Origin of the sequence: Niastella sp. (genome assembly GCF_045805085.1) — a bacterium.
Taxonomy (GTDB): domain Bacteria; phylum Bacteroidota; class Bacteroidia; order Chitinophagales; family Chitinophagaceae; genus Niastella.
Genome location: NZ_JBJMLX010000535.1, coordinates 1 through 24,233, shown reverse-complemented (window position 1 = coordinate 24,233; position 24,233 = coordinate 1). Strand labels below are relative to the sequence as shown.

Sequence of the window (24,233 nt, the reverse complement as noted above, 5' to 3'; positions counted from 1 at the left end):
TTAACCCTTCCAAGCTTTCAGCAGGCTTGTCATCCCTTATCAACTCTATAAACTTACCTCTTCGTACGTCTTACTTCCTACCTCCTGTATTTTCCCGCGTCAACTTGTCAACTTGTCAACGTGTTAACTTGTCAACTCGTCAACTGGTCAACTGGTCAACTGGTCAACTGGTTAACTGGTCAACCTGCACCTTAATAAAAAAATATTTTTCCAAAACGATTAATGGTGTAATCCCAAATGCCTGTCCTTATAAACATAAACGCACTAGGCGCCAATGGAAACACCTGAAAGAATCTGGTTCCTGCTATCTCGTAATTTGAGCGGCGATGCCACTGAACAGGATAAGGAAGAACTGAACGAACTGTTGCAACAGCATCCTGAGCTGATGCAACAATATGACATGCTGCATCAGTTATGGTCGGTAAATGCGCCTGCAGGCGAAGAACCTGCCACCAGCGACAAACTCAATCGCATTTTACAACTGGCCGAAGCGGAAACTGCAGCCGGGAAATCAGAAGCGCCCGTAGTTCCTATTAAAAAACGGCGTACCGGGTATTGGGCAGCAGCAGCGTTGATTGTACTGGCAGCTAGCGCCTGGGCGTTGGTGACCTGGAATAATAAACAACAGGCATTAGCCGCAAATGAAGTAGTGGCGCCCAAGGGAAGTAAAACCCGCACCATTTTACCAGATGGCTCTACTGTTTGGTTAAACGCCGGTTCCCGTATTGTGTATGCGAATTTCAATGGGCCTGAACGCGAAATAACCCTCGAAGGGGAAGCATTTTTTGATGTGGTACAGGTGCTCTCACCGGCTACGCATCAGAAAAAACCATTCATTGTGCATGCCGGTACCATCGACATCAGGGTGCTGGGCACCGCTTTCAATGTAAAATCGTATCCCGAAGAAAGAACGATCGAGACAACGCTCATCAGGGGACTGGTGCAAATAACCCGCAAAGGCGATGCAAAGGGCAATCCGGTGTACCTGCATCCCAACGAAAAAATTGTGTTACCCGCCAGCAGCAACGAAGGGGTGACAACCAATGAACCGGTTGCTGCTGCTAATGAGCCGGCTATCAAACAGATCATTCATATCGACAGTACCATAAAAGACAGTGAACATATTGAGACCGCCTGGGTATACAACCGGCTCGAATTTCGTGGCGACAATTTTGAGCAATTGGCCCTGAAGCTGGAAAGATGGTACAATATCAAAGTATATTTTGAAGATGCGACTGTGCGTCAGTTGAAGTTCAATGGCTCCCTGCAAAATGAAACCGTGGAGCAGGCTTTTATGGCATTGAAAGAGGCGGTTCCTTTCGATGTAAGAATAGTTAACAATGAAGTATTTATAAAATCGACGAAATAATATATGGATTCCACGTAACCAAAAAAAACGGAGAATGTTGGAAGCATTCTCCGCGCATTACAGGTTAAAATTTTCAGGTGTCGTTTTCTCCACAACCCGCTTGCAGGCGGGAGGGGATGTGATTTCTTAACCCATAATAATACTAATGTATGAAAAGTTTTAGAACGGGCATAAAAAGCCCGTTGCTTTCCAATGCGCTGCTTGTTATGAAAATAACTACTTTCTTATTACTTGTTTTTGTGCTGCAGGTGTCGGCCCGGGGATTTGGTCAAAGACTGAACCTCCGGTATAAGAATGCTGAGATCGCCGGCATCCTCGTCAATATCGAAAAACAAACCAACTACCGGTTCCTGTACAATAACCAGTTGTCGGCCATCAGGCAAAAAGTGACCATCAACCTGGAGAATGTGGACATTCGCCAGGCGCTCGACAATTTGTTCTCCCAAACCATACTTACGTATAAGTTTATGGCTAACGGCCTCATTGTGATCAATGAAAATGCTGCCCCCCAGGCCACGGAGAAAAAGGTAACAGGAAAAATTACTGACCCAAACGGAACACCGCTCTCAGGTGTAACCGTAACCATAAAAGGAACGTCCAAAGCCACCACCACCAATGAACAGGGCGTATTCACCATCACAGCCGAAGACAACGATGTACTGGTGTTTACCTATGTAGGGTTCGACCCACAGGAAATAAAAGTGGGCGACAATACACAGATCAATCTGTCGCTGACCTCTGCAGCATCGAGCCTGGAGAACATTGTGGTGATCGGTTATGGCACGGTGAAGAAAAGAGACCTTACGGGTTCAGTAGTGTCGCTCAAGGGCGATGAAGTTAAAAAAATAGCAGCCGGTAACGTAATGGAAAGCGTACAGGGTAAAGTGGCCGGGGTGGATATTACCCGCACCAGCGGTGGCGCCGGTTCCAGCGTGAATGTAACCGTACGGGGTAACCGGTCGATCCTGGCGCAAAACACGCCGTTGTTTATAGTAGATGGTATCCAGTACCCGAACTTTCAGGATATAAACCCCAACGATATTCAGTCCATGGAAGTGCTGAAAGACGCGTCTTCCACGGCTATTTATGGTTCACGCGGCGCTAATGGCGTAATCATTATTACTACCAAAAGAGGCGCTGCCGGAAAAGTAAGAGTAGGCGTAAATACCTATTATGGCGTGAACAAGAAAACCGGCTACCCGGTGCCGATGAACGGTCCGCAGTATGCTGAGTTAAAACGCCAGGGCGCCCGCACGGCCGGTACCTGGAATTCTTCAGCCGATGATGCCAAACTGTTCGGTGCTGACCTGCAAGCAGTACAGGACGGCGTTTCCACCTACTATCCCGGACTGCTGTTAAAAGATGGCTCTCAACAGGATTATGGCGTGAACGTAGCTTCAGGCAGTGAAAAAACAAAAGTGTTCTTCTCCTTCGATTATTTTAAAGAGAAAGGATTGCTCAACAATGATTACTCAGGCCGGTATACGTTACGACTGAACATCGATCAAACTGTTATCGGAACATTTAAAGTAGGATTGCAAAGCCAGTTAACTTATTACAATGAGAACAGACGCACCGATAACGTATTGACCGTAGCTAACAAAATAATACCTTACTACGTTCCCTATGCCGCTGATGGTTCGTTGGTAAGGCAGCCTGGTGGCGCAAACCAGATAAACCCGCTGATGGAAGAACTACCCGGAGCATATATTAATAATACCAATACCACCCGGATATTATCTTCGGCTTACGCAGAATGGAAGCCTTTCAGCAGTCTTACCTTGCGTTCAACACTTGGTATAACCAATGGTAGTTCGCGCAATGGTTTGTTCCTGGGCGAAAATACCATTACCCGCTTTACGGCAACCGGTTCGCTGGCAAAAGTTACCAATGCCACGCAGGCCGATCTTATCTGGGAGAACATCATAACCTGGAATAAGAAGTTTGGCGATCATGCATTAGATGTAACGGCCGTTACAAGTTATATTTCAAATAAAGTGGATAGCTCTTATGCGCAGGGTACAGGGCAAATTATCCCTGGCCAGGGATGGAAGGCTTTGCTGAACAACCCGTTGAACCTGGGCATCTGGAGTAATTATATCGGCAGCAACCTGTTGTCGGGCGCCTTCCGGGTAAACTATGGCTATAAAGGCAAATACCTGTTAACAGTAACCGGCCGCGCCGATGGTTCCTCCGTATTATTAAAAGAGAACCGTTGGTCATTCTTCCCCTCTGCAGCAGTAGCCTGGCGTATCATCGATGAAGATTTCATGAAAGATCAAAATGTATTCAGCGATCTGAAATTACGCGCCAGTTATGGAGTAGCCGGGAATGCAGCCGTTAAACCATATTCAACAACAACCGGGTTAATACTCATTCCATATTCCTTCAATGACATCAGTATGCTGGCCTATGGTTTTGACCCGCAGAATGGTAACCGCAACCTGAAATGGGAATTGACCGGTACGCAGAATATAGGGTTAGACTTTGGTTTGTTCAAGAACCGCATAACCGCCAGCGTAGACTATTACGATTCAAGGACCCGCGACCTGTTGTTGCTGCGCCCATTGCCAGGTTCATCAGGTCATACCAGGGTGGTGGAGAACGTAGGTAAAACGCGTAACAATGGAATAGAAGTTTCCTTACGCACCGTGAATGTGCAAACAAAACATCTTACCTGGTCAAGTGCTGTCACATATACCCGCAATAAAGAACGCATTACCGATCTGGTGAATGGTATAAATGATGTGGCTGGTGGCCTGTTCATCGGTTCCCCCGTAAAATCGTTCTATGACTTTAAAAAAGAAGGTATCTGGCAAACACCCGATTCAGCCCTGGCCAAAAGCTTTGGTTATAAACCCGGCGATATTCGCGTAGCCGACCTGAGTGGAGATAAAGGCCAGCCAGATGGTAAACTGGATGCTACTTATGATAGAACAGTGGTAGGCTCAGCAGTGCCCAATTATACGCTCGGTTTCAGCAACGATGTCAGCTACAGGAACTTCGACCTGAATGTGTATGTGTTTGCCCGGGTGGGCCAAACCTTTGTATCGGATTATGCCAATAAGTTTGAACCCAATGCCATCGAGAATGGGGCTAACGTTAATTACTGGACACCCGAAAACCCAACAAACGACTATCCAAGGCCGAATGCCAATATTTCAAGAGCCTCCATGCCCTTTGCTACAACGCTGGGCTATAAGGATGGTTCTTTTGTAAAGATCAGGAACATAACCCTGGGGTACACGCTTCCCAAAACAATTTCCCAAAAATTCCATGTGAACAATTTACGCTGGTATGTGAGCGCCAAGAACTACTTCACATTTGCGAAGCAAAAGGATTACGATCCGGAAGGCGAAGGCTCGTTTGACCGGCCATTGACCAAACTGTTGGTTACCGGGTTAAATATTGAGTTCTAAACTTTATTCATTTCTAGAAATTATTGGATTATGCAAAACAGTATAAATAAAGTCATGGGTTGGGTGCTGGCGGGATCCCTGGTATTTACCTCATGCAATAAAAAATTAACAGAATATAACCCCACCGGCATGACCGCCGATGTTACCTATACAACCGCCAAAGGTTTTGAAACCCTGGTGAACGCAGCCTATACCTATACCCGTTGGTGGTATGGAAAAGAAGAAGGGTACAGCCTTTCAGAAATGGGTACCGACATCTGGACAAACGGCACTGGCGACGTGTTCCCCCAATTATCGCGCTACGACAACCTGCAGGGAAGTAATACCTCGGCCCTGGGAATGGAATGGGATAATTTTTATGCGGCCATCTATTTAATAAATACCGGTTTGGCGCAAATAGACAATGTACCCGATTATACCGATAAGCAAAAAACGCAACGCAGCGCGGAGCTGCATTTTTTGCGTGCGTTCTACTACTGGCATATTGTAGAAACCTGGGGTGGCGTGCACCTGACCACCGAGGCTACAGCGCCCGGGGTAATTGAATCAACCGCCAACAGAACACCGGTGGAAGACTTCTATAAACTGATATTTCAGGATTTGGATTATGCGGTAAAGAATTTGGCAGCCACTACAAGTGACTATGGCCGTGTTACCAGTCCAATAGCCAAAGCATTTCAGGCCCGGATGTATCTGACCCGGGGTATGAATGCGGAAGCGGCAGCCACAGCGACTGATTTAATTAATAATGTCGCCACCTATAAATACAAATTATTGCCAAAGTTCGCCGATCTGTGGAATATGGGTAACCTGAAGAACAGTGAAGTGATCTGGGCCATCGATTATTCAACCAACCTGGCCAATAACGACCTGGTATCAGCAGCCTATCCCAGCGGCCACCCGCGCGGCAGCAACAGCGGACATATGTTATTCCTGCAGGTATACGACCAGGTAAATAAACCCCTGCTGGTTCGTGATGTACCCAATGGCCGGCCGTTTAACCGGTATATGCCTACCAAAGCATTGCTGGATCTGTTCAATGAAAATGACGATTCCCGGTACCAGTCTTCCTTTCAAACCGCATGGTTATGCAATAAAGCAGGCACCGGAGCCGGTAATAATTTTAAACCCACGGATATCTCCACCTTCAAGGTAGGTGATACAATTTGCTATACGTCAAAGAACACACTGGACACAACTGTCATGAATGCCAAACACTATACCACCTACGATATTTCACGCGTATATAATGCGGCTGGTATACCAACCAACAGACAGTTTTATGTGTCGTTAAAGAAGTTCAAGGATTCAACCCGCGCTTCCGCCGGGGAGGCGCAAAGCGCCCGCGATGTGTTCGTGATCAGACTGGCCGAAATGTACCTGGTAGCGGCCGAGGCCAATTTCAACCTTGGAAAGCCTGATGTAGCCGCCGGTTTCCTGAACACCCTGCGCACCCGGGCTGCTATTCCCGGCCATGAGGCCGCCATGCAGATCACTGGAGCGCAGGTTAACCTCGATTTTATCCTCGACGAGCGGGCCCGCGAACTGTGCGGTGAACAATTGCGCTGGTTCGATCTGAAGAGAACGAATAAATTGATCGACCGGGTTACCAGGCTAAACCCCGATGCTGCCCAGTACATAAAAGACTTTCAAACGGTTCGGCCTATCCCGCAATCACAGATCGATGCCGTTACCAATAAGAGTGAATTTTCCCAAAATCAGGGATATAAATAACGTTTTAGGAGTTCAAGCATAGGTTTTACTACAGGAGGTTTCTTTCACAATCTTGCTGGCAGTCGCGTAAAGGGGTATGGTTCTGGGTAATTTACGTTGATTGCCAGCATTTTATTTCTGGCCACTATGTTATCGTTGCCGGTAACGTTTGCGTAAATAAAATTCCATATTCGTTTCGGTGGGTTTAAATATCTGTGTACACTTGCCCCTGAAAAACAGGTATTTCGAGTTGCAGGTTGCACGTTTCAGGTTTCAGGGACCGTTTTCCCCCGCAACCTGCCACTTGTAACCTGTAACTTCTATCTTTAATTCGATTGCTTTGCAGCACGTATTTGCAACTTTTATTACCTTTTCCAGAAACAAAAACTACTGCAGGCGTACGCTCAAATCGTTAAATTATCGGGTTGGTTCAACCGGGCTCAATACCTTTGTATTTTAAAATTTATTGATGTAAACATCGTGTAATGAACAATTGGTTTAAAGCAGCAGCAGTATTTGGTTTAATGGCTTGTTCATCCGGTTTATTGGCCCAAAAACTACCGGTCATTCAACCCACCAGTTTCAAAAAGGATTCTACTTATATTACCAGATTTGGAGCGCTGGCCGATGGTCAAACGTTAAACACGCAGGCCATCAATGCTGCTATTGATGCCTGTAATAAAAAAGGCGGTGGAGTAGTGGTTGTACCCGCTGGTCTTTGGCTTACCGGCCCCATCGTTTTAAAAAGTAATGTAAACCTGCACCTGAAAAAAGGCGCGCTGTTACAATTCACCAAAGATTTTAACCAGTACCAGCTGGTGGAAGGCAACTGGGAAGGCATTCCGCAAATGCGTAACCAGAGTCCCGTATCGGCCACCAATGCCACCAACATTGCCATTACCGGTTACGGCGTTATCGATGGCGGCGGCGAAGCCTGGCGCCAGGTGAGAAAAGAAAAGCTGACCGAAAGCCAGTGGAAAGAATGGACAACTGGCGGCGGCGTGGTTAGTGAAGATGGTAAATCCTGGTATCCCTCAGAACAATGGCTGAAAGCTTCTAAAATGAAGAACCCCGGTGAAATAACCCCCGACAAAACACCGGAATTCTATAAAAGCGTAAAAGATTTTTTGCGTCCCAACCTGATCGTGATCACTAAATGCAAAAAAGTATTACTGGAAGGAGTAACTTTTCAAAACTCGGCAGCCTGGTGTTTGCATCCGCTCATGAGCGAAGATCTTACCGTAAGAAACGTTACTGTAAAGAACCCCTGGTTTGCACAAAATGGCGATGGCATTGATGTGGAAAGCTGCAACCGGGTACTGATCGACAACAGCTCTTTCGATGTAGGCGATGATGGACTTTGTATGAAAAGCGGTCGCGATGAAGCCGGCAGAAAAAGAGGCCTGCCCACCGAGAATGTAATTATCCGCGATTGCAAAGTATACCACGCCCACGGCGGTTTTGTAATTGGCAGCGAAATGAGTGGCGGCGCCCGCAACATTTGGGTTAACAACTGTACGTTTATAGGAACCGATATAGGTCTGCGATTTAAAACAACCCGCGGCCGCGGCGGCATTGTTGAAAATATTTATGTCAACGATATCCAGATGATCGATATCCCCGGCGAGGCCATCCTGTTCGATATGTATTATATGTCGGTTGACCCCGTAGCGCTGGCTGGCGAAAAACGCGAGTTACCCAAAGTGGAGAAATTGCCCGTAGATGAAGGCACACCCCAGTTCAGGAATTTTGTAGTAAAGAATGTGGTTTGTAATGGCGCGGCCAAAGGCATCTTTATCCGCGGCATTCCCGAAATGCATGTAAAAGATGTTCGCATCGAGGATTGCATCCTGCAGGCTGATAAAGGCATCGACTGCCAGGAAGCATCGGGTATCAGCTTTAAAAATATCACGATCCTGAGCAAAGAGACCAACCCGGTTGTAGACATTATCAACAGCGACCACCTCACTTTTGATAAACTGACCTATAAAAAAGATGCTGATCTGTTATTCCGCGTAGCGGGCGACAGAACAAAGAATATAAGCATTCAGCATACCGATGCCTCTAAAGCCAAAGATAAAATTCAGTATGAATTTGGCGCTACGGCACAGGATGTAACCATCAAGTAAAACTTTTTACAGGCAACCTGAACCTTGCAAATTGCGACTTGCAACAAAAAAACACTAACATGAAGTTTTCTCGTACGTTGATTGCCATTAGTACATTAGTCACGGTAAACAGCTATGCCCAGCAGGGGACCTCCGTGTCGGGAGTAGCTACTTCAGCAAAACAGAACTGGTCACAGGGAATGGCGGCTTCAGTAATGGGCTGGTGGAACGATTCCCTGGCTAACAAGCAAGCCCATTGGAGCTATGATATGGGCGTGGTGCTAAAAGGGATGGAAGCGATGTGGAGAGCCACCGGCGACGCCACTTACTATAAATACATTCAAAAAAGTATGGATGCATGGGTGAACGAAGATGGCACCATCAGAGGCTACGATCCCCATGAATTTAATATCGACAACGTAAACGATGGTAAGCTGCTGCTGACCTTATACCGCGCAACAGAAAAGGTGAAGTATAAAAAAGCAGCCGATCTGTTACGCAGCCAGTTGCAAAATCATCCACGTACAAAAGAAGGCAGCTTCTGGCATAAAAAAGTGTATCCCTGGCAGGTATGGCTCGATGGTTTGTACATGGGGCAGCCCTTTTACGCCGAATACGCCATGCTGTTTGGAGAAGACAGCGCTTTCAATGATATCACCCGCCAGTTTGCAGCCATAGAGCGGCACACCCGCGACCCCAAAACCGGGTTGTTGTACCATGGCTGGGACGAATCGAAAGAACAAAAATGGGCCAATAAACAAACCGGTAACTCGCCACATTTCTGGGGCCGTGCTTTGGGCTGGTATGGAATGGCGCTGGTGGATGCGCTGGATTATTTCCCCGCCAATCACCCCGGTCGCGATACCCTCATTAATATTTTGAACCGCTTTACAAAAGCCGTTACCAAAGTACAGGATGCCAAAACCGGTTTGTGGTACGATATAGTGGATATGCCCACTACACCCAAAAACTATTTGGAAGCCTCTGCCTCCAGCATGCTGGTGTACACCATCGCCAAAGGCATTCGCAAAGGCTACCTGCCCACTACTTACTGGGCAAATGTCAAAAAAGGTTATGATGGTATTTTGAAAACCTTTGTTGATAAGAATGCAAACGGTGAAGTAGAGTTAAAAGGCACCGTAAAAGTATCAGGCCTGGGTGGCAACCCTTACCGCGATGGCAGCTTTGAATACTATATGGGCGAACCGGTAATTGTGAACGACTGGAAGGGAATAGGTGCGTATTTGCTGGCTGGCGCAGAAATGGAAAACATGCCTGCCGAGCTGGTAGGTAAAGGCAAAACGGTTACGGTAGATTATTACTTCAACCACGAAGACAAAAAAGAACTGAACGGGTTTAAATACCCCACCCACTATACCTGGAACGAGATGAGCAATAACGGTTTCAGTTTACTGGGCGATATCTTCAGCAGCTACGGCGCCCAACTCAGCACGCTGGAAGCCGCGCCTACAGCCGCCAACCTGGCCAAAACCGATGTTTACATCATTTGCGATCCGGATGGCCTGAAAGACAACAAGAACCCCAATTATGTAAACGAGGAGCATGTAAAGGCATTAACTGCCTGGGTGCAAAAAGGCGGCGTGCTGGTATTGATGGCCAACGACAGCGCCAATTGCGACCTGGTGCATTTCAATAAACTTGCCAATGCATTCGGTATAAACTTCAGTTTCCGGGGCCGCAACTTTGTACAGGGCAATCAGTATGAAATGGGGGCAGTACCCATTCCCGCAGGTAACGAGGTGTTCAAACAAACCAAAAAGGTTTACCTGAAGGAGATCAGCATCCTGGAAACAAAGGCCCCTGCCAAACCATTGGTAAAGGTGGATAACGATGTCATCATGGCGACAGCCAGATTGGGCAAGGGCGCTGTGTTTGCCGTAGGCGATCCCTGGCTGTACAATGAGTACACCGATGGACGAAAAATACCGTTAGAGTATGAAAATGCCAAGGCAGCTTATGAATTGGCCAAATGGCTTTTGCAGCAGGGAGTAAAGAAGTAATACATTACCAGCTGATTGTCACCATAATGAAGGGGATAAATGAAATGGGAAGTAGGAGAGTGCAGGATAGGAATGTAAAGAATAGTGTGCATTTTTATGGGATGGTCTGATTAGAGCCACGAACAACAAAAAAGAATTATAAAAATTAAAGCGTAGAGTATATGATCCTTTCGAGGTACAACCTGAAAAATATCAGTGCGCAGGATATAGAAGCACCTGCAGATTCAATTTTTGATCTTCCTGAAAAAGTATTGCAGTTTGGTACTGGCGTATTATTACGCGGGTTACCAGATTATTTCATTGACAAAGCCAACCGCCAGGGCGTTTTCAATGGCCGGGTGGTAGTGGTGAAATCAACTGACAGCGATTCTTCTGCATTTGATAAACAGGATGGATTATACACTTTATGCGTACGTGGTTTGGAAGGCGGTAAAAAAGTGGAGGAGAACATCATCAACTCTTCTATCAGCCGCGTGCTGAGTGCAAAGGATGAGTGGAGCGAAATTTTGCAATGCGCCCACAACCCCAACATGCAGATCATTATCTCCAATACTACCGAGGTTGGCATTCAACTGGTGCAGGACGATATCCATCGCCTGCCGCCCGTTTCCTTCCCCGGTAAACTGCTGGCATTTTTGCTGGAACGCTATAAAGCGTTCGACGGCAGCCGCGACAGCGGAATGGTGATCGTTCCCACCGAGCTGATCCCCGATAATGGTAAAAAGCTGGAATCCATTGTACTGGAACTGGCCCATTTGAATGGCCTCGATGATACCTTCATTCAGTGGCTCGAGAACTGCAACTACTTCTGCAGCTCGCTGGTTGACCGTATTGTACCCGGTAAACCCGACAGCGCCATCCGCGAGAACCTGGAAAGAACCTTTGGTTATAAAGATGAGCTGCTCACCATGAGCGAAGTGTACCGCCTGTGGGCTATCGAGGGCGGTGAGCACATAAAATCGGTATTAACCTTTGCCTCCGTTGATGAAGGCGTGGTGATCGCTCCGGACATCAACCTGTTCAGAGAGCTGAAATTACGCATGTTGAACGGTACGCATACTTTGTCGTGCGGACTGGCTTACCTGGCTGGTTTTGGCACCGTGAAACAGGCTATGGACGATGCCGGTATGCAAACATTTATCAGTCGTTTAATGTTAAATGAGATAGCTACCGGTATTCCTTATGATGTAGAACAGGGCGTTTCCCAAACTTTTGGCAGTAAAGTACTCGATCGTTTCGCCAACCCGAATATTGAACACCACTGGATAAACATTACCATGCAATACACTTCAAAAATGAAGATGCGTAATGTGCCCGTGATCCTGAAATATGCAGAACGGGTAAAGGCAGTCCCCGAGAATATTGCTCTCGGTTTTGCCGCTTATCTGTTATTTTTGAAGCCCGTAAATAAGAAACAGGACAAATTTTACGGCGAATGGCAGGGAAAAGAATATCATATCCAGGACGATTTTGCTGCTTATTTCTTTGAAAAATGGAGCAAATTGAAGCCCGCCCAACTGGCCGATGAAGTACTGGCCGACACGGCCCTGTGGGGAGCCGACCTGAGCGCCATCCCTGGTTTTGCCCAGGCTGTAAAAGAAAACATGTCCGCATTACTGGAAAACGGCGTAGCTAAAACAATTCAAAATCAGACCAAAAAAGTATTGGCATAAATATGAAGAAAAAGGTCTTAAAAGTACATGCAGATGATAACGTGGTAGTAGCACTTACCAACTTATCAAAGGGCGAAACAGTATCGTTAGATGGACAGGAATATACATTAACAGATGATATTGCAGCCAAACATAAGTTCGTAGCTGCCGACCTGCAGGCAGGCGACTCCATCATCATGTATGGTGTATTGGTTGGAAAAGCCCAGTCGCCCATTAAAAAAGGCGGTCTTATTTCAACCGGTAATGTAAAACACGCAGCAAACGACTTCGAAATAAGCGCCCAGCGCAATACAGACTGGAAAAAACCAGATGTATCGAAATTTGCCGGCCGCACCTTTATGGGCTACCATCGCCCCAATGGTGAGGTAGGGACCGCCAACTTCTGGCTGGTTATTCCCATGGTATTTTGTGAGAACCGTAACCTCGACGTATTACAGGAATCACTGGTACGCGACCTGGGTTATGGCCGTAACAAAAAATACAAATACCAGGCGCAACAGCTCATCGAGTTGTACAAAACCGGTAAAAGCGTTGAAGACATTCTGAACGCCGACATTCGTACAAACGCCGATGAAGACAATGCACAGCGTTTATTCCCCAACGTAGATGGTATCAAATTCCTGAACCACGAAGGTGGATGTGGTGGTACCCGTCAGGACGCACAGGCATTGTGCGGTTTGCTGGCTGGTTATATTACACACCCCAACTGCGCCGGTGCTACCGTGTTGAGCCTGGGTTGCCAGAATGCACAGGTATCTATCCTGGAAGAAGAGATCAAAAAGCGGGATGCTAACTTCAGCAAACCTTTATACATACTGGAGCAACAGAAGATCGGGTTAGAATCTGATCTGCTGGCTGCAGCCATCAAGCATACATTCGCAGGACTCATTCTTGCCAACCAAACCAAACGCGAACCAGCGCCTTTAAGCAAGCTGACGATCGGGTTGGAATGCGGTGGCAGCGATGGTTTCTCCGGGATCTCAGCCAACCCCGCTATCGGTTATACCTCCGATCTGCTGGTAGGCCTCGGCGGTTCAGTTATTTTGTCTGAATTTCCTGAACTGTGCGGTGTGGAACAAGGCCTGAGCGATCGTTGCGTACAGGTTGACATCGCCAAAAGGTTCTCGACCCTGATGAAGACTTACAATGCCAGAGCGGTGGCCGTAGGCAGTGGTTTCGATATGAACCCTTCACCCGGTAACATTAAAGACGGTTTGATCACCGATGCGATCAAATCGGCCGGTGCTGCTAAAAAAGGCGGTACCTCACCCGTAACCGATGTACTGGATTATCCTGAAAAAGTAAGAAAACAAGGTTTGAACCTGCTGTGCACACCCGGTAACGATGTGGAATCAACCACAGCCGAAGTAGCCAGCGGCGCTAATATCGTATTGTTCACTACCGGTTTGGGAACACCTACAGGCAACCCCATTGCCCCGGTGGTTAAATTATCGAGCAATACCGTGTTGTATAACAAAATGCGCGATATCATCGATATCAATACAGGAACCATCATTGAAGGCGAAGAAACCATTGAGCAGGCTGGTGAGCGCATCCTGGATTATGTGATAAAAGTAGCCAGCGGTGAACAGGAGATCAGTGCGGTACGTCATGGTCAGGACGACTTCATTCCCTGGAAAAGAGGAGTTTCTCTTTAATGAATATAAACTTTAAAAAATAGTCGGCAATGGTGAATAGTCACGAGCTATTCACCATTGACCATTTACCATTCACCATGAAAAAGTTTGTTGACGAGCACTTTTTATTGCAAACACCCACTGCGCAGAAGCTGTATCATGAGTTTGCGAAGCAAATGCCCATTATAGATTACCATTGTCATTTGCCCCCCGATCAAATTGCCAATGATACCCAGTTTCAGAACTTAACCCAGGTATGGCTGTATGGCGACCACTACAAATGGCGCGCTATGCGTACTGCCGGTGTTAATGAAGACTACATCACTGGTGGCAAAAGCGACTACGAGAAGTTTGAAAAATGGGCCGCTACCGTTCCTTATACATTACGCAACCCATTATACCACTGGACGCACCTGGAACTGCAACGCTACTTTGGGGTAAACGACATCCTCGATTCAAAAAGCGCTAAAAAGGTTTACGACGAGTGTACAGCCAAACTGCAAACAAAAGAATTCTCCGTTCGCAGTTTGTTGAAGAAGATGAATGTAAAGGTGGTATGTACAACCGACGATCCCATCGATAACCTCGGGTATCATAAAAAAATAAAAGCCGATGGCTTTGAAGTAAAAGTGTTGCCCGCATTCCGCCCCGATAAGGCCATGAATGTGGATGATGCCGCTACTTTTAACGCCTATGTAGGTAAAGTAGAAGCGGCGGCCAATACATCAGTTGGCAGCTATGCCGATTACCTGAAAGCGTTAAAAAAACAGCACGACTTCTTCGCAACCATGGGTTGTTCCGTAAGCGACCATGGTCTGGAGCAGATCTATGCGGAAGATTATACCGAAACAGAAATTAAAAATGCATTCGATAAAATAAGAAGCGGTAAAGAGTTGTCTCTTGAAGAGAACCTGAAATTCAAATCAGCCATGTTGGTGGAATTTGCCCGCTGGGATTGGGAAAAAGGCTGGGTGCAACAATACCACCTGGGTGCGCTGCGTAACAACAACAGCCGCATGCTGAAACAACTCGGTCCCGATACCGGTTGGGATTCGATCGGCGATTTTTCACAAGCCCGTCAGTTGTCTAAATTCCTGAACAAACTCGATACCAATAACCAACTGGCAAAAACCATTCTGTACAACCTGAATCCTGCCGACAACGAGTTGATGGCTACCATGATCGGTAACTTCAACGATGGCAGCGTGGCCGGAAAGGTACAATTCGGATCAGGCTGGTGGTTCCTCGATCAGAAAGATGGCATGACCAAACAGATCAATTCCCTCTCCAACATGGGACTGTTGAGCAAGTTTGTAGGGATGCTGACCGACTCAAGAAGTTTCTTATCTTTCCCCCGCCACGAATACTTCCGCCGCCTGCTGTGTAACATGTTTGGCGATGATGTAGAAAATGGCGAATTACCTGCCGACATCGATTGGATAGGCCAGGTGATCCAGGACATTTGTTTTAACAACGCTAAAAACTACTTCAACTGGTAATGGGCAATGTGTTAAGCTTTGGCGAATTACTGTTAAGGTTATCGCCAGATACCGAAGGCCAATGGTTGGCAAATGCATCGATGCCCGTACACGTAGGTGGTGCCGAATTGAATGTAGCCCGTGCCCTGGCCCTTTGGAAAATACCGGTAAAATACATGACCGGGTTACCCGATAATTATTTATCACATCAGATAGTAAGGTCACTGCAGCAAAGTAATATCGATACATCTGCCATTCAATATGGCGGACACCGTATTGGTACTTATTACCTGCCGCAGGGGCTGGATGTAAAGAATGCGGGTGTTATTTACGACCGTGCCGATTCTTCCTTTGCCCGTTTGCAAAAAGGCACTATCAACTGGGACGCCATCCTTGAAGGTGTAAGCTGGTTCCATGTAAGTGCTATCTGCCCGGCATTGAATGCCGACGCAGCCGATGTGTGCGAAGAAGTAATGCAGGTATGTAATAAAAAAGGCATTACCGTTTCAATCGATCTTAATTACCGCGCCAAATTATGGCAATACGGTGTGCCGGTGCATGAAGTGATGATGCGGCTGGCCCCTTACTGCGACCTGATCATGGGCAATGTATGGGCTGCCGAAAAAATGCTGCAGATCCCTGTTCACCCCGACCTGGTTACCACCGATACAAAAGAAATGTACCTGGAGCAGGCGCTGGTAACATCACAACAGATCATAAAGCAATACCCACGCTGCAAAGCAGTGGCCAATACCTTCCGCTTCGATCATAATGGCATTTTATATTATACCACTTTATATACCCATTCGCAATTGCATGTTTCATCGGTATACACCACTGAAACGGTAGTTGATAAAGTAGGTAGTGGTGATTGTTATATGGCTGGTTTAATCTATGGCTTTTACAAAGAGCAACCGGCACAGGATACAGTGGAGTTTGCAACAGCCGCCGCATTTCAGAAATTGTTCATTAAAGGCGACGCTACCAATAAAACGGTAGCCGATATAACCGCTACTATTAAAACAGCATGATGAATCAACAGGATATAATAAGTCAGATCACGCAACAGAAAATGTTGCCGCTGTACTTTAACAAGGATAAGGAAGTTAGCATTGATGTGTTAAAAGCATTGTATGCAGCCGGCATCAAAGCCGTTGAGTATACCAATCGTGGAGCAGAGGCCATTGCCAACTTTAAAGAGATGCGCAAAGTGGTGAACGATAGCATGCCCGGCATGCTGTTGGGCATTGGAACCGTAAAAACAACGGCCGATGCAGAATTATTCATTAATGCCGGTGCAGATTTTATTATTAGTCCTGTAGTATATCCGCCGGTAGCCAAAGTGGTGCAGGACGCCGGTTTATTATGGATCCCCGGTTGTTTAACACCCACAGAGGTTTTCACCGCCGAAATGAATGGCGCTAAAATGGTGAAGATCTTCCCGGGCAGTGTGGTAGGACCCTCTTATATTTCAGCAATTAAAGAATTATTCCCGGGTATTTTATTTATGCCTACCGGTGGTGTTGATACCACTGAGAAGAGCATAAAGGAATGGTTCGATAATGGCGTGTGTGCAGTAGGGATGGGTAGCAAGCTGATTAGTAAAAGCGTTCTGCAGAACAAGGAATACGATAAGCTGACAAAGCAAACGAAAGAAGTGCTGGAGATACTAAACAACATCAAATAAAATTGAAATGGCTTGCCACGTTCCCGGAATGAGGCACGTCTTTCTATCCTAAAAGGACCTGACATGCAAGCTATAGCGAAAGAAAAAGGACCTACCATCCAACAATCTATTGGGAAATACCGGTGGACGATCTGTGGTTTGGTGTTCTTTGCCACTACGATAAATTACCTCGACCGCGCTGTTATCAGTTTATTGAAAGAAACCTTTACCAATGACCTGCATTGGAACGATGCCGACTACGCCAATGTGGAGATCGCTTTTAAAGTGGCCTATGCCGTTGGTTTATTATTGGCCGGCCGGGTGATAGATAAAATGGGTACCAAGATGGGGTATGCTGTAGCCACGGCTTTATGGAGCGCGGCCGCCGTAGCCCATGCCGCCGTGAATACCGTGTTTGGTTTTGGTGTAGCCCGTTCTTTTTTGGGCGTGTTTGAAGCAGGTAACTTTCCTGCCGCCATTAAAACAGTGGCCGAATGGTTCCCTAAAAAAGAAAGAGCGCTGGCGACAGGTATCTTTAACTCCGGGGCCAATGTAGGCGCTATAGTAGCGCCGATAGCCGTTCCGTACATTGTGGTATCATTAGGCTGGCATTGGGCATTCATTCTTACCGGTGCATTAGGTTTTTTATGGTTGATCTTGTGGTTTATTTACTATGAAATACCAAAGAAACAAAAAAGAGTTTCCCAGGCCGAATATGATTATATCCATAGCGATAAAGACGAAACACCTGTACTGGAACAGGTAAAACCCAGCGTATCCTGGATCAAACTGCTCAGCTACAAACAAACCTGGGCATTTGCCATTGGTAAGCTGCTTACCGACCCCATCTGGTGGTTCTATCTCTTCTGGTTACCCGATTTTTTGAACAGCCAGTACGGATTAAAAGGAACTGCCGTATCATTACCCGTAGCAGTTGTATATTCAATGTCAACTATAGGTAGTGTATTGGGCGGCTGGTTGCCCATGAAATTGATCAACTCTGGCTGGGCGCCTTTTAAAGCCCGTAAAACCTCCATGCTCATTTATGCCTTCTTTGTTATTCCCATCATTTTTGCACAAATGGCCGGTAACGTAAATATGTGGTGGGCCGTTATCGTAATTGGTATCGCCGCTTCTGCTCACCAGGCATGGAGTGCTAACATCTTCACCACAGTAAGTGATATGTTCCCCAAGCATACAACCGGTTCGGTAACAGGTATTGGTGGTATGTTTGGCGCCGTAGGTGGTATTTTGTTATCTGCCGCTGTACAAAAGAACATGTTTGTGTACTACCGCAATCTTGGACACATTGAAACTGCATACTACATCATGTTTGCGGTGTGTGGCGGCGCTTATCTATTAGCCTGGGTCATTATGCACTTCCTGGTGCCAAAGATGAAACGCGTAGAACTGTAAGAATTTTCTTTTAATATGTACAACGGGGAAGGGTCCTTTAGAGGTCGCTTCCCCGTTGTTTTTAAAAAACCTTTTGCGGCTATAAATAGCCGCCCGATCATATTAAAATTGCATTAGATCATTTTCAATAAACAGGCAATAAAATGCCTAAAAAAACCGCAATTAGGGCAAAATTTAACCCATCTCATTGTAAAAATTTAAAAAAACTGAATCTATTACTAATAACTGTTCGTTATTCAGCGGAATTATGTAAATTAGAAATATTCATTCATTCAATAAATCAGCTGTTATGGAAAGAGCCTACAAATGCTGTCAATCCTGCGGTATACCTATGAAACGGGATTCCGGTGGCACTCATGCAGACGGGACCAGAAGCACGATGTATTGCAGTCACTGTTTTCAGGATGGAAAATTCACGGTGCGCAACATTACAGTTGATGATATGAAAGAACGGGTAAAGGGAAAATTAAAAGAAGTTGGCTTTCCTGGTTTCCTGACTGGCCTTTATACCCGTAACATACACAAACTGGAGCGCTGGAAATCACATCCCCTTGCTATTGAATAATTTACCTGAAGCAAGGCGTTTTTAACGCTGATTCAAAGCAATTCTTCACCCATTAAATTCTCTTGTGCTATTCCTCAGTGAATAGTAATATACTCACTTGTGCAGTTTCTGGTCTCAGAGCTGTCATCCTGTTACGTCAGTGGTACAATCTTTTTTGGCAAGGCTTCCGAATTGCGAAGAGGTAGATTATAGTCAGGGTAATGTAATTAAGGCATCCCTTGCTTATTGTCGTCTATCTATTGCCTATTGTTTTCCTTCCATCCTTTGAACTGGATGAGATCGTCAAAATGAAAGGATAATCCTTTTTTCAACACAATGGCAGTGCGCAGGTAGAACCAGCGGCGCAGGAGCGGCATGTGATGCCAGTTGCGGATCTGTTTTTTGAAGTTATGCTGCAGTTCGGTTACCAGTAACTTTTTATCAAGCTCCCCGTTTTCCTGAACTGCTTTTAACAGTTTCAGCGAAAGAATACCAACAGCAGCGCCCAACATAAATAACAGGTTCCATTGACCGCGGCCAAATAAATGAATAACAAAATGGCTGGTAAAGAAGTCGGCCAGTAAACCACCCGCCAGGGGAGCGGTGGCAGAAAATACAGCGGTAACAATATTCTTGGTAACCAGGTACACAATGCCTTCATCGGCAGGCGCCAGTTTTAACCCAATATTTTGAAGGGCCAGTGTAATGCCGGCGTTGGAAGCGCCCATCAACATATGCATGATGACCAGCAGAGGCAACAGTACAACGGCATTCATAGCGCCAACTACCGACCAAAGCATGATGCAGCCAATGTAAACCGGTGCACAAATGCGAATGATGGTTTTATTGCTAAAGCGATCTGAACACCTGCCCCATAATTTTATAGATGTGATGCTGCTTACCTGGCCAACTATGTTTAAGCTGATAACATAAAACAGCGGCAGGCCCAGGGTCTTCATCATGTATACCGAAAAGAAAGGCGTTACCAGGTTAAAAGCGAAGATCCAAATGGAATTAAAGACCAACAGCTTTCGGAAATTGTGTACAGTAAGCGGTTTGCTGAACAGCTTTACAATATTATCATGGATAGGTTTAGACTTAGGTTCGGGCGTACGGGCCAGGGCATATACCCCCCACATGCCGGCAATGCCACTGAAAATAAACATCCCCGCATAAGCCATGATCTCATGCGTTGGATGATGCCCCTTGATATAATCAACGCTCATGGCAATACACAGGCTGAGTGTAACATTCAGGATCTGCATCAGACGGCTGCGGTGCGAAAAATAGCTGCCCAGTATTTGTTGTGGAATAAGATCGCGCATCCAGGAGTTCCAGCTGCCGCCGGCAATGGAAGCAAACAGGCATTGGAACGACAATAAGAAGATCAGCGAAGAAACGCTGGCAATGTTTGAGAATAATAAAGGAATGATACCAATAACCAGTAACGGGATGCGTGCGCAGAAGGCGGCGGTTACCGTAATGGCGCGCCGGTTATTGAAACGCTGTACCAGCCACACAGATACCAGTTGAAATATATTGGTGAAAGTGGGTAGAGCTGCCAGCACCCCAATCTGTACGTTGGACGCGCCCATGTATAAGGCTATGGCAACCAGGAAGGTACCTGCTGTTAAAACGTTCATGGTCTCTGTAGCAAGACCATCTTTTAATATCAGGTGCAACCCGGACTTTACCTGGTTGTTGGTTAATTGATCAGATGGTAAAAGTTTCATCACACGATCTCTTTGGATGCAAATAGATGCAATAATAAACGCACCACAAAGGAACGCATTATATCTGTGGATATTATTACAGGGAGCTACTTAGTATAACATAAAACTATTATTTAACAAAAAGGCATCCACCATTTGGCGGATGCCTGCGTATAATTGCCGACGACTGATTGTTAATGTTTAACTTTCAAACTTTTCGGTGCTTGCTTTCACATTGGCATCTTCCTCTGCGATCTTACTAAGTAAACTATCACAAACTTTTTCTTCTGCCAGTGTTTGATCGAGCAGCTCAGCGCAATCATCATGACCCATTGTACGGGCTAACTGTACCAAACCACCGTAAGTTGCTATTTCGTAGTGTTCAGCTTTTTGTGCTGCAAAAATTAAACCTACATCCCGTTGTGCACTTCCATCATCAGTTTCATCGATGATATCGGCGCCTTCATCAACAATGCCTGCCATAGCCGGGCATTTCAATGCTTTGGGTTCTTCACCCAACAGGCGGAATACATTTTCAATGCGGGTTACATGGTTAATGGTTTGTTCCAGGTGATCGTTAAATGCTTGTTTTAATCTGGTCGATGTAGCGGCGTCAGACAGCTTGGGTAAGGTTTTCACCAGCTTCTTTTCTGCCCAGTAAACATCCTGTAGTTGCTGCATAAAAAACTGATGCAGTTTAGAGTCGGACGTAACTACAGAACGTTGGGTTCCTGTGTTAGTTTGCATTGCCATAGAGAAAGTATTTTAGGTATTAATTACGTTAAGGGTCGGGATGATTTTTCTTTTAACAGTGTGCTTGCATAGATAAGTTTGCAATTCTTATACCCTCTGGAACGAGTGTAATGAAGGCGGAACTTCGAATTAATAGCTGACCCTTTTTTTCTGGTAATTACTGGCAGTATACCTTCCCTTTCTCTATGAGCAATGCCCCCTTATCATGCAATTGACGCATAACCCTGATGACCGTTTCAACCCGAAGGCCGGTCATATCGGCAATTTGCTGGCGGGTCAGTTGTATTTGTTTACATTTCGGACAGGTATGCTTGTTGTTCTTTTTAAAATAAGTAAGCAGGGCGCTGATGCGGTGTTCGGGGTTATAATAAGCCATTTCGCGGATGGTCATGAATTTGAACCGCATGCGTTCGGATAGTAATCTGGTGAATGCGAAATGTATCCCGGGGTTGTCTTTTAGCAGTTGTTGAAAATTAGATTTATGCAATCTTATGATCACACTGTCTTCGTCAGCAATAGCAGTAGCAGCATAGGTCCCGTCATCAAATAATGGGAATTCTCCAAAGCTTTCCTCTTTTTCAACCATCAGTTGAATAAACTCCCGGCTGTCTTCATTTATACTTACCCATCGTACCCGGCCGCTTACCACCTGGTAATAGAAGTTGCTATGTCCGCCTTCATGAAAAATAATTTCATCACGTTGTACTTGTTTATAAGTGGCGCCCCAGGTGAGCAGCAGGTCAATATCGATCATCATAAGTTAATTATTAGCTCTCTCAAATGTATACCTGGCAATCAGCCGGGTAGATGATCTTCCACAATGTCATATATGCTTTATATCAGTCAGCCAGGCTGCCCGGTTTTGGCAATACAACGGTTCATGGCCTGAAACCCAATCCCATGCTTGCTTTGATGAGAATTTGTAAATAGTAAGTTACATGACGAATGTCACCTGGCAAAGCAGGGAAAGATTAAATGAAGTTTTACCATTGGTACTTATGATTGCAATCATACTTGTCCCTTTCAGTGCTGCGTAATCTTGTGGGGTAATACAACAAAAATAATCGATATGAAAAAAATGATCTTGATACTGGGCATAGCAATTGGCTTATACGCCTGCTCGGGCAATGCGCCAAAACAAACTTCAACAGCTGACCAACCAGCGACTGAAGCCGCAAAAGCAGAAAAGGCTCCCTCCTATGACCCTGAAAGAGGCACCGGTAAATTCACCAGTGTTACGGTGAGCCCTGCCCTTGACAAAAAACTGGCCGATGCGGGTAATAAAATATATGATATGAAATGCGCCAGCTGTCACAAGCTGACCGATGAAAAACTGGTAGGTCCGGGTTGGAAGGGCGTTACCGGCAGACACAAACCTGAATGGATCCTGAATTTTGTAACCAACACCGATGAAATGATTGAGAAAGATCCTAAAGCACAGGCCATGCTGGAGTTGTGCATGGTGCGTATGCCCAATCAAAACCTTAGCGATGAAGAAGCTCGTAATGTATATGAGTTTATGCGTAAGAATGATGGAGTGAAATAGTTAATGGTCAATGGTGAATGGTCAATGGTGAATAGCTGTCGAGAATACAAGAGTCTGTTACATGTTACAGGTTACATGGAATACAGAATCCTGACCGCGCACCTGAAACCTGGAACTTGAAACTTGAAACCTGTAACCTTAAACATAATCTTCTAATTAAAATATATGAAACCTCTTAATCAAACGCTCCTTTTAATAACAGTAGCCGCTTCCTGGCTACCCGCCTGTAAACCCCATAATGCGGCTACTGCAATAAGCGGTGATGCGGCTGTTAAAGCCTACGTGGCCCCTGGCAAATACGATGAGTTCTACAACTTTGTTTCCGGTGGCTTTAGCGGACAGATGTCTGTTTATGGATTGCCTTCCGGTCGCCTGCTGCGCGTTATCCCGGTTTTCTCCGTTGACCCTGAAAAGGGCTATGGCTATAGCGAGAATACCAAGGCTATGTTGAATACTTCGCATGGCTTTGTTCCCTGGGACGATTTGCATCATACCGAACTATCGCAAACAAATGGTGAAATAGATGGCCGTTGGATTTTTGCCAATGCCAACAATACACCCCGGGTAGCCCGTATCGATCTCAAAACATTCCGTACTGCCGAGATCCTTGAATTACCCAACAGCGCCGGTAACCACTCTTCTCCTTTTATAACAGAGAATACTGAGTATGTGGTAGCAGGCACCCGGTTCAGCATACCTATCGGTGATAACCAGGATGTACCTATTGCTTCCTACAAACAAAACTTCAAAGGTTCATTAAGCTTTATCAGCGTGGAACCCACTACCGGTAAAATGGATATTGCATTCCAGCTGCAAACACCGGGTGTGAACTTCGACCTGAGCCATGCCGGTAAAGGGCCCAGCCATGGCTGGTTCTTCTTTAGCTGTTATAATTCAGAACAGGCTAACACGCTGCTTGAAGTAAACGCTTCCCAACGCGATAAAGACTTTATCCTGGCGGTTAACTGGAAAAAAGCAGAAGAGTACTTGAAAGCAGGCAAAGGCGTTAAGAAAGCATCGAAATACAGCCGCAGCCATTACGATGAAAAAACACACAACGCCACCACAGAGATCCTGAATGAGGTTACCGTGCTCGATCCCACTGTGTTGAAAGACATCTGCTATTTTATCCCCTGTCCTAAATCACCACACGGTTGCGATGTTGACCCCACCGGTGA

At 45.9% G+C, this 24,233-nt stretch carries 16 protein-coding genes and 1 pseudogene; 14 read left to right on the top strand and 3 right to left on the bottom strand.

The window, feature by feature from the left end; all coding sequences use genetic code 11:
• The first annotated feature begins 274 nt into the window (after positions 1-274).
• From ACJ751_RS27900 to ACJ751_RS27845, 12 genes are all read left to right on the top strand, one after another.
• Positions 275-1,369: a FecR family protein gene (locus tag ACJ751_RS27900; protein WP_407748823.1), complete on the top strand. Its 1,095-nt coding sequence runs from the start codon at positions 275-277 to the stop codon at positions 1,367-1,369.
• A gap of 149 nt (positions 1,370-1,518) precedes the next feature.
• Positions 1,519-4,788, top strand: a complete 3,270-nt coding sequence (locus ACJ751_RS27895) for a TonB-dependent receptor (RefSeq protein WP_407748822.1) — start codon at positions 1,519-1,521, stop codon at positions 4,786-4,788.
• Positions 4,789-4,818: 30 nt separating this feature from the next.
• Positions 4,819-6,522, top strand: a complete 1,704-nt coding sequence (locus ACJ751_RS27890) for a RagB/SusD family nutrient uptake outer membrane protein (RefSeq protein ID WP_407748821.1) — start codon at positions 4,819-4,821, stop codon at positions 6,520-6,522.
• Positions 6,523-6,986: 464 nt separating this feature from the next.
• The gene (locus tag ACJ751_RS27885) at positions 6,987-8,630 is read left to right on the top strand and encodes a glycoside hydrolase family 28 protein (RefSeq protein WP_407748820.1); all 1,644 of its coding nucleotides are present in this window, start codon (positions 6,987-6,989) and stop codon (positions 8,628-8,630) included.
• Positions 8,631-8,689: 59 nt separating this feature from the next.
• The gene (locus ACJ751_RS27880; protein WP_407748819.1) at positions 8,690-10,630 is read left to right on the top strand and encodes a glycoside hydrolase family 88 protein; all 1,941 of its coding nucleotides are present in this window, start codon (positions 8,690-8,692) and stop codon (positions 10,628-10,630) included.
• A 161-nt stretch (positions 10,631-10,791) separates the two neighbouring features.
• Positions 10,792-12,303 (top strand): tagaturonate reductase, encoded by a 1,512-nt coding sequence (locus ACJ751_RS27875; protein ID WP_407748818.1) that lies wholly within the window; start codon positions 10,792-10,794, stop codon positions 12,301-12,303.
• Positions 12,304-12,305: 2 nt separating this feature from the next.
• Positions 12,306-13,961: a UxaA family hydrolase gene (locus ACJ751_RS27870; protein WP_407748817.1), complete on the top strand. Its 1,656-nt coding sequence runs from the start codon at positions 12,306-12,308 to the stop codon at positions 13,959-13,961.
• A gap of 29 nt (positions 13,962-13,990) precedes the next feature.
• Positions 13,991-15,439 (top strand): glucuronate isomerase, encoded by a 1,449-nt coding sequence (uxaC, locus tag ACJ751_RS27865; protein ID WP_407748816.1) that lies wholly within the window; start codon positions 13,991-13,993, stop codon positions 15,437-15,439.
• Positions 15,439-16,449, top strand: coding sequence for a PfkB family carbohydrate kinase (locus ACJ751_RS27860; protein WP_407748815.1), 1,011 nt, complete (start codon positions 15,439-15,441; stop codon positions 16,447-16,449). Before uxaC ends, ACJ751_RS27860 begins: the two co-directional genes overlap by 1 nt.
• A complete protein-coding gene (locus ACJ751_RS27855) occupies positions 16,449-17,105 on the top strand; it encodes a bifunctional 4-hydroxy-2-oxoglutarate aldolase/2-dehydro-3-deoxy-phosphogluconate aldolase (RefSeq protein WP_407748814.1) in 657 nt (218 codons plus the stop codon). The genes ACJ751_RS27860 and ACJ751_RS27855 overlap by 1 nt, the downstream gene beginning before the upstream one ends.
• A gap of 63 nt (positions 17,106-17,168) precedes the next feature.
• Entirely contained in the window at positions 17,169-18,500 is a 1,332-nt protein-coding gene (locus tag ACJ751_RS27850) for an MFS transporter (protein WP_407748813.1), read from the top strand.
• A gap of 289 nt (positions 18,501-18,789) precedes the next feature.
• Positions 18,790-19,065, top strand: coding sequence for a zinc ribbon domain-containing protein (locus ACJ751_RS27845; RefSeq protein ID WP_407748812.1), 276 nt, complete (start codon positions 18,790-18,792; stop codon positions 19,063-19,065).
• A gap of 236 nt (positions 19,066-19,301) precedes the next feature.
• Here ACJ751_RS27845 and ACJ751_RS27840 read toward each other — a convergent pair whose 3' ends face one another.
• From ACJ751_RS27840 to ACJ751_RS27830, 3 genes are all read right to left on the bottom strand, one after another.
• Positions 19,302-20,777, bottom strand: a complete 1,476-nt coding sequence (locus tag ACJ751_RS27840; protein WP_407748824.1) for an MFS transporter — start codon at positions 20,775-20,777, stop codon at positions 19,302-19,304.
• 180 nt (positions 20,778-20,957) lie between these two features.
• Positions 20,958-21,503: a ferritin-like domain-containing protein gene (locus ACJ751_RS27835; protein ID WP_407748811.1), complete on the bottom strand. Its 546-nt coding sequence runs from the start codon at positions 21,501-21,503 to the stop codon at positions 20,958-20,960.
• Positions 21,504-21,666: 163 nt separating this feature from the next.
• The gene (locus ACJ751_RS27830) at positions 21,667-22,266 is read right to left on the bottom strand and encodes a Crp/Fnr family transcriptional regulator (RefSeq protein ID WP_407748810.1); all 600 of its coding nucleotides are present in this window, start codon (positions 22,264-22,266) and stop codon (positions 21,667-21,669) included.
• A 312-nt stretch (positions 22,267-22,578) separates the two neighbouring features.
• On the opposite strand from ACJ751_RS27830, the gene ACJ751_RS27825 reads away from it, so the two are divergent.
• Together ACJ751_RS27825 and ACJ751_RS27820 are read left to right on the top strand one after the other, a co-directional pair.
• On the top strand, positions 22,579-23,055 hold the full coding sequence (locus ACJ751_RS27825) for a c-type cytochrome (protein WP_407748809.1): 477 nt from the start codon (positions 22,579-22,581) through the stop codon (positions 23,053-23,055).
• A 165-nt stretch (positions 23,056-23,220) separates the two neighbouring features.
• Positions 23,221-24,233: pseudogene (locus ACJ751_RS27820) on the top strand (nitrous oxide reductase); the annotation flags it as partial.